General features: G+C 69.6%; 8 protein-coding genes and 2 riboswitches. Of the genes, 4 read left to right on the top strand and 4 right to left on the bottom strand.

From position 1 onward, the window contains the following. The first annotated feature begins 376 nt into the window (after positions 1-376). The 3 genes from ACWD38_RS02610 (at position 377) to ACWD38_RS02600 (ending at position 1,580) form a co-directional block, all read left to right on the top strand. Complete coding sequence (locus ACWD38_RS02610) at positions 377-733, top strand: SSI family serine proteinase inhibitor (RefSeq protein ID WP_184482187.1); 357 nt, start codon at positions 377-379, stop codon at positions 731-733. Between the two features lie 113 nt (positions 734-846). Then, a complete protein-coding gene (locus ACWD38_RS02605; protein ID WP_184482190.1) occupies positions 847-1,245 on the top strand; it encodes a YidH family protein in 399 nt (132 codons plus the stop codon). A gap of 38 nt (positions 1,246-1,283) precedes the next feature. Then, positions 1,284-1,580 (top strand): DUF202 domain-containing protein, encoded by a 297-nt coding sequence (locus tag ACWD38_RS02600; protein ID WP_246457086.1) that lies wholly within the window; start codon positions 1,284-1,286, stop codon positions 1,578-1,580. A 53-nt stretch (positions 1,581-1,633) separates the two neighbouring features. Here the strand turns inward: ACWD38_RS02600 and ACWD38_RS02595 are convergent, their stop codons facing one another. From ACWD38_RS02595 to gcvH, 4 genes are all read right to left on the bottom strand, one after another. Continuing rightward, entirely contained in the window at positions 1,634-2,053 is a 420-nt protein-coding gene (locus tag ACWD38_RS02595; protein ID WP_184482194.1) for an organic hydroperoxide resistance protein, read from the bottom strand. Position 2,054: 1 nt separating this feature from the next. Further along, on the bottom strand, positions 2,055-2,573 hold the full coding sequence (locus tag ACWD38_RS02590) for a MarR family winged helix-turn-helix transcriptional regulator (RefSeq protein WP_184482196.1): 519 nt from the start codon (positions 2,571-2,573) through the stop codon (positions 2,055-2,057). Positions 2,574-2,862: 289 nt separating this feature from the next. Further along, positions 2,863-4,215 carry an L-serine ammonia-lyase gene (locus ACWD38_RS02585; protein ID WP_184482198.1) on the bottom strand — a complete coding sequence of 451 codons (1,353 nt, stop codon included), beginning with the start codon at positions 4,213-4,215 and terminating at the stop codon, positions 2,863-2,865. A 23-nt stretch (positions 4,216-4,238) separates the two neighbouring features. Further along, positions 4,239-4,613: a glycine cleavage system protein GcvH gene (gcvH, locus tag ACWD38_RS02580; protein WP_184482200.1), complete on the bottom strand. Its 375-nt coding sequence runs from the start codon at positions 4,611-4,613 to the stop codon at positions 4,239-4,241. A 45-nt stretch (positions 4,614-4,658) separates the two neighbouring features. After that, positions 4,659-4,753: riboswitch (glycine riboswitch) on the bottom strand. After that, positions 4,754-4,846, bottom strand: a riboswitch (glycine riboswitch). 209 nt (positions 4,847-5,055) lie between these two features. On the opposite strand from gcvH, the gene ACWD38_RS02575 reads away from it, so the two are divergent. Continuing rightward, positions 5,056-6,516 (top strand): glycoside hydrolase family 30 protein, encoded by a 1,461-nt coding sequence (locus ACWD38_RS02575; RefSeq protein ID WP_184482202.1) that lies wholly within the window; start codon positions 5,056-5,058, stop codon positions 6,514-6,516. Positions 6,517-6,612: the final 96 nt, after the last annotated feature.

Raw genomic sequence — 6,612 nt, 5'->3', positions numbered from 1 at the left:
TTCCTGTCACCGGTGCGAGCAAGGGAACCTTCCTGTCACCGGTGCGAGCAAGGGAACCTTCCTGTCACCGGTGCGAGCAAGGGAACCTTCCTGTCATCGGTCGCTGTGCGCCCCGGTGCGGCTTCCTCGTCGGGGCGCTCATCAACCCAGGCACAACACTCACTTTGGGGTGACTTGAAGCAACCAGAAAGCCCTGGATAGATCACCCGAGGGTCACCGCGATCCACGACCGAGAACCACGATCTGGTGATCTTCGGTCTCGGGTGCGGAAATCGTCGGGGCACTGCCGATAAATCTGTGCGGAACCTTCCCCAACCCCTTGGAGCGCACAGACATGTCCGGCACCCGGTTCGTTCGTGGCTTTCTGCTCGCGGCGATGGCCGCTCTCCTGCTCACCCCGGCGATGGCGAACGCCACCGCGACGACGAGCCACCTGACGCTCACGATCGCGAGCAAGAACCGCGCCGAGGAGCCGCGCACCGTGCAGCTGCGGTGCGAGCCGACGGGCGGCACGCACCCGAAGGCCGCCGAGGCCTGCAAGACCCTGCTCGCCGCGGGGGGCAACTTCGATCAGATCGGCCAGTCCCAGACCGGTGCGCAGTGCACGATGGTGCTCCGGCCGGTGATCGCCAGCGCGCACGGAACCTGGCAGGGCAAGCCGGTGCACTTCGACAAGGAATTCGGCAACAGCTGCCAGGCGACGTCGAACTTGGGCACCGTCTTCGACTTCTGAGGCTCGCCGCCGGACACCGGCTCTCGCACGGCGCGGGCGCCGGTGTCCGCGTGGAGCAGCGGGTGCGCGCACTCTGCAGCGGCTCGTTGCGCCGGTCGCACTACGGTGGCCGCATGGCTTCCGAGAACGACGACCCCGCTTGTAGGCGCTGGCCACATCGGCTCTACGGGGTAGGTGACGAACCCGATCCCCGGTTCACGCTCGCCAACGAACGAACGTTCCTGGCGTGGATCCGGACCGCGCTGGCCCTGATGGCCGCGGGAGTCGGCGTCGAGGCCCTGAACGCCGCGGCGGGCACCGGCTCGGATCCGCTGCGCACCTCGTTGGCGGTGCTCCTGCTGCTGGCGGGCGTCGTGTGCAGCGTGGCGGCGTTCGGCCGGTGGATGACCATGGAGCGGGCGCTGCGCACGAACTCCCCGCTGCCACCGCCGAAGCTGGCGCCGATCCTCGGGTTCGGCCTGGGCTTGATCGGGCTCGGCGCGCTCGCGCTGCTGCTGATCAGCGGGTTCTGAGGATGCCGGACGAACGGCGGGGTCCGTGGGATCCCGGTTTGCAGATCGAACGCACGACGCTCGCCTGGTTGCGCACCGGGCTGACGTTCGTCGTGGGCCTGATGGTGCTGCTGCGGTTGCTGGTGCACCGCAGCGCGGTGGCCGCCGCCGTGTGCGCCGCGGTGGCGATCCCGCTCGCGGTCGCGATCACCGTGCTGTCGTGGAGCAGGCATCGGCAGGCGGAGCGCAGGTTGCGCGCCGAGGACCCGTTGCCGGACGGCGCGCTGCACGCTTCGCTCACCGCGCTGGCGGTGCTGGCCGGGCTGATCGGAACGGTGTACGTGCTGCTGATGTGACCGTGCCGCGCCGGGGCCGTCGAGGCCCGGCGCGGCACGACCGGTTCACGTCGTCAGGCCACCGCGAGTTCGATCTCGACGTTGCCGCGGATGGCGTTCGAGTACGGGCACACCGAGTCGGCCTGCTCGGTCAGCTGCTGCGCCTGCTCGCGGTCGATGCCGGGCAGGCTCACCGACAGCGAGACGTTCAGGCCGTAACCGCCCGCACCGTTGCTGCCGATGCCGACCTGGGCGGTCACCGAGGAATCGGTGATGTCGGCCTTCGCCTTGCGCGCCACCAGCTGCAGCGCGCTGTGGAAGCACGCGGCGTAGCCGGCGGCGAACAGCTGCTCGGGGTTCGTGGAGTCCCCGCCGGGGCCACCCATCTCGCGCGGCACCGCGAGGTCCAGGTCGAGCACGCCGTCGGACGAGCGGGTGCGTCCGCCCCTGCCCTCGCCGGTCGCGGTCGCCTCGGCCGTGTACAGCGCTGCCATCTCAGTCTCCTTCTGTCGTGGTCCCGCGCAGGAGCTCGTCGGTGATGGGAACGCCCGCCGCCACCGCGGCCCGAGCCCGCTCCGCGGCCTCGTCCACGTTCGCCGTGAGCCGTTCGAGCGTCGAGCGCAGTTCGCGCACTTCGTCGAGTCCCATGCCGATCGCGGCGAGGACTCGATGCGGCACGACCGCCGCCCGTTCCCGGAGTTCGCGCCCCTCATCGGTCAGCCCGACCTCGACGGAACGCTCGTCCCGAGCGCTGCGCCGCCGCGCGACCAGGCCACCGGCTTCGAGCCGCTTCACCAACGGCGACAACGTCCCGGAATCGAGCCGGAGCGTCGCCCCGAGATCCTTGACCGCCAGCGAATCGCGTTCCCAGAGCACCAGCATCACGAGGTACTGCGGGTAGGTCAGCCCCAGCTCGTCGAGGAACGGCCGATACAGGTTGGTGAACGAGCGCGACGCGCTGTAGAGCGCGAAGCACACCTGCCGATCCAGCGACAGCACCGAGTCCGAACTCATCCCGCCTCCTGCACGAGATCGACACTAGCCCCAATTTGAGTTGCCCGCAACTGAGTTGTGCGCAACTCAATGCGAGGAAGGGAACCTTCCTGTCACCCGGTGCCGCCACGCTCCACCGACCCGGGCACGCGACGATCGGAATCGGCACCTCACCACACCGGCTCACCGCGACGAGCGCGGACGAGCAGACCGTGACAGGAAGGTTCCCTTCCTCACGTGGATGACAGGAAGGTTCCCTTGCTCGCCCTGCCCGCCCGGAGCGGGCCTGCGTTCGGGCAGGGCGGCGGGATCAGCACTCGATGACGTTGACGGCGAGGCCGCCGCGAGCCGTCTCCTTGTACTTGGCCTTCATGTCGCGGCCGGTGTCGCGCATGGTCTTGATGACCTTGTCGAGCGAGACGACGTGGCTGCCGTTCCCGCGCAGGGCCATCCGCGCGGCGGTGACCGCCTTGACCGAGGCGACGGCGTTGCGCTCGATGCACGGAATCTGCACCAGGCCACCGATCGGATCGCAGGTGAGCCCGAGGTTGTGCTCCATCGCGATCTCGGCGGCGTTCTCCACCTGCCACGGCGTCGCACCGAGCGCCTCGGCGAGCCCGGCCGCCGCCATCGAGCACGCCGAGCCGACCTCGCCCTGGCACCCGACCTCGGCACCGGAGATCGAGGCGTTCTCCTTGAACAGCACGCCGATCGCCCCCGCCGCCAGCAGGAAGCGGATCACGCCGTCCTCGCTGGCGCCGGGAACGAAGCGCACGTAGTAGTGCAGCACCGCGGGAACGATGCCCGCGGCCCCGTTCGTGGGCGCGGTGACGACCCGGCCGCCCGCCGCGTTCTCCTCGTTGACCGCGAGGGCGAACAAGGTGAGCCACTCCATCGGATCGTCCTGCTCGGTGAGGCTCGCCCGCAGCGCCGCCGCGCGCCGGTTCACCTTCAGCCCGCCGGGCAGCACTCCATCGTTGCTGCACCCGTTGTCGACGCATTCGCGCATCACGCCCCAGATGTGCAGCAGCTGCGCGCGGATGTCCGCCGCGGAACGCCACGACAGCTCGTTGTCGAACATGACGTCGCTGATCCGCGATCCCGAATCGGCCGCCCTCGCGAGCAGTTCCTGCCCGGTGCGGAACGGGTGCCGGACCGCGGTCTCGTCCGGTTTGATCCGGTCGGTCCCGGTGGCGCCGTCGTCGACCACGAACCCGCCGCCGACGGAGTAGAACACCGCGGCGCGCAGTTCACCCGAGGTACCGAACGCGGTGAACCGCATGCCGTTGGGATGCAGCGGCAGCGATTTCCGCCGGTGCATCACGAGGTCGCGATCGACGGAGAAGGCGATGTCGTGCTCGCCCGCCAGCGACAGCCGGCCACCGGTGCGGACGGCGTCCACCCGGTGTTCGACCGCGGCCGGATCCACCGTCTCCGGATCGTGCCCTTCGAGCCCGAGCAGCACCGCTTTCGGACTCCCATGACCATGCCCGGTCGCTCCGAGCGACCCGAACAGCTCGGCTTTCACCCTGGTGACCTCGCCGAGCAGACCCTCGGTGCGCAGGCGTGCCGTGAACATCCCGGCGGCCCGCATCGGGCCGACGGTGTGCGAACTGGACGGCCCGATGCCCACTGAGAAGAGGTCGAAGACGCTGATCGTCACAGATCCGTCCCCCTCAGCCCGGCTTACTCACCACCGGTCAACTGGGCGTATTCCTGCGCCGTGAGCACAGCACCGGTCTGCTCGGCACGCACGTCGAGCAGCCAGCCCTCGCCGAACGGGTCCCCGTTGACCACCGCGGGGTCGTCCGCCGCCGCCTCGTTGATCGCCACGACCTCGCCGGTCACGGGCGCGTACAGGTCGCTGACCGACTTCGTCGATTCCAGCTCGCCGCAGGTCTGGCCCGATTCGATCCGCTCGCCCACCTCGGGGAGCTGCACGTACACGATGTCGCCGAGCGCTTCGGCCGCGAAGGGCGTGATGCCGATGCGGACCAGGTCACCGCGGTCCTCGATCCACTCGTGTTCCTCGGTGTAGCGCAGCTGCTCGGGCAGGGACATGGAGGCTCCTCACCATCGTGGGCACAGGTGTGCCCGGGTTCGTGGGCCTCCCCCTCTGTTGCGGAACCTGAGAGCTTCACCGCGTCGTGCGCGGTTTGCACCGTGGGTGCGGCGCCGGAGCGCGCGCTTTCCAGAGTCGCCTCGCCCGAGCGGTCATGGGTGCCTGAGAGTTTGCAGGGAGTGTTTGCTCCTTCGGCGCCCCGTCGGCGCGGGGTCTCTCCCGCCCGGGATCTGCGGCATATGCGGTTGTGGACGTGCCCAGCAACGATAAACGGGCACCCGTCGGTGTCAATGCCCCCTCGCTCCGGATCACACGGATCGAGAGAGGAAGGGAACCTTCCTGTCACCGGTGACAGGAAGGTTCCCTTCCTCGCCTCGCGGAGCGCGGGGTTGCGACCGAATGGAGCTACCCGGGCAGGATTGGTCAGACCACCCTGGGCAGATGGATCACAAGACACGAGGCGGGGTCGCGGCGCCTCGCGCCGGGCGGGCCGCCGCGCTGGTGCTCTCCGCGATCACGCTCAGCACCGGTCTGGTGCTCGCTCCACCTGCGCACGCGGCCCCGGCGGTGGGGGTCTGGTTGACCACGAAGGACGGCCAGAGCAAGCTCGCGCGCCAGCCCGACGCGGAGTTCGGGGCGGGCGGCGGGAACGAGACGATCACGGTCGACCCCGGGACGACGTACCAGGCCGTCGACGGGTTCGGGGCGGCGCTGACCGACTCGTCGGCTTGGCTGGTGAACAACTCCCCGCGGCGCGACGAGATCATGTCCCGGCTGTTCGACGCGGACACCGGAATCGGCCTGACCGCGTTGCGGCAGGTCGTCGGCGCCTCGGACTTCGCGCGCTCGACCTACAGCTACGACGACGTGCCCGCCGGGGAGAGCGACTACGAGCTGGCGGAGTTCTCGATCGCTCACGACGAGGCCGACATCCTGCCGCTGCTACGACGGGCCGGGGAACTGGCTCCGGAGCTGAACGTGGTGGCGACGCCGTGGAGCGCGCCCGCGTGGATGAAGTCCAACGGCTCCATGGTCGGCGGGGAACTGCCGGCGCAGAACTACCAGGTCTTCGCCGACTACCTGGTCCGCTTCGTGCAGGCATACGAGCAGGCCGGGGTCCCGATCGACTCGCTGACCCCGCAGAACGAACCGTTGAACGATCCGCCGTCGTACCCGGGCAGCCCGATGTCCCCGGAAGCCCAGGCGGCGTTCATCGGCAACGACCTCGGTCCGAAGCTCGACGCCGCGGGCCTGGACACGAAGATCCTGGCCTACGACCACAACTGGGACGACACCGAATACCCGAACCACGTGCTCGGCGACGCCAACGCGGCGCGGTACGTCGACGGGGCCGCCTTCCACTGCTACGGCGGGACGCCGGACGCGCAGAGCGCCGTGCACGACGCGCATCCGGACGCCGAGATCCACCTCACCGAATGCTCCGGCACCGAGTCGGAGGATCCGGCGGCGACCTTCGGCGACACGCTGACCTGGCAGGCGAGCAACCTGATCATCGGCGGCACCCGCAACTGGGCCCGCAGCGTCGTGCTGTGGAACCTGGCGCTGGACCCGGCGCACGGCCCGGTCATGGACGGCGCGTGCGACGACTGCACCGGAGTGACCACCATCGACAACGCCACCGGCGAGGTGGACTACAACGCCGAGTACTACGCGCTCGGGCACGCCAGCAAGTTCGTGCGGCCCGGAGCGGTCCGGATCGGATCGAACGAGCTCGACGGGGTGCAGAACGTCGCGTTCCGCAACCCGGACGGTTCCACCGCGCTGATCGCGCTCAACCCCGGCGGTGCCGAACGGCCGATCACCGTGTCCTGGCAGGGCCAGGAGTTCGACTACGCGCTCCCCGCAGGCGGTCTCGCCACCTTCACCTGGCCCCCGGCCTGACCCCGGATCGGGTGCGAGGAAGGGAACCTTCCTGTCACCGGTGACAGGAAGGTTCCCTTCCTCGCACCCTCGGCAGGCGTGCAGGGGCGCGGGGAG

The sequence above is a fragment of the Saccharopolyspora sp. NPDC002578 genome (genome assembly GCF_053592695.1).
Note: the sequence above shows the minus strand (reverse complement) of the source record. Positions and strands in the feature narration are given on the sequence as shown.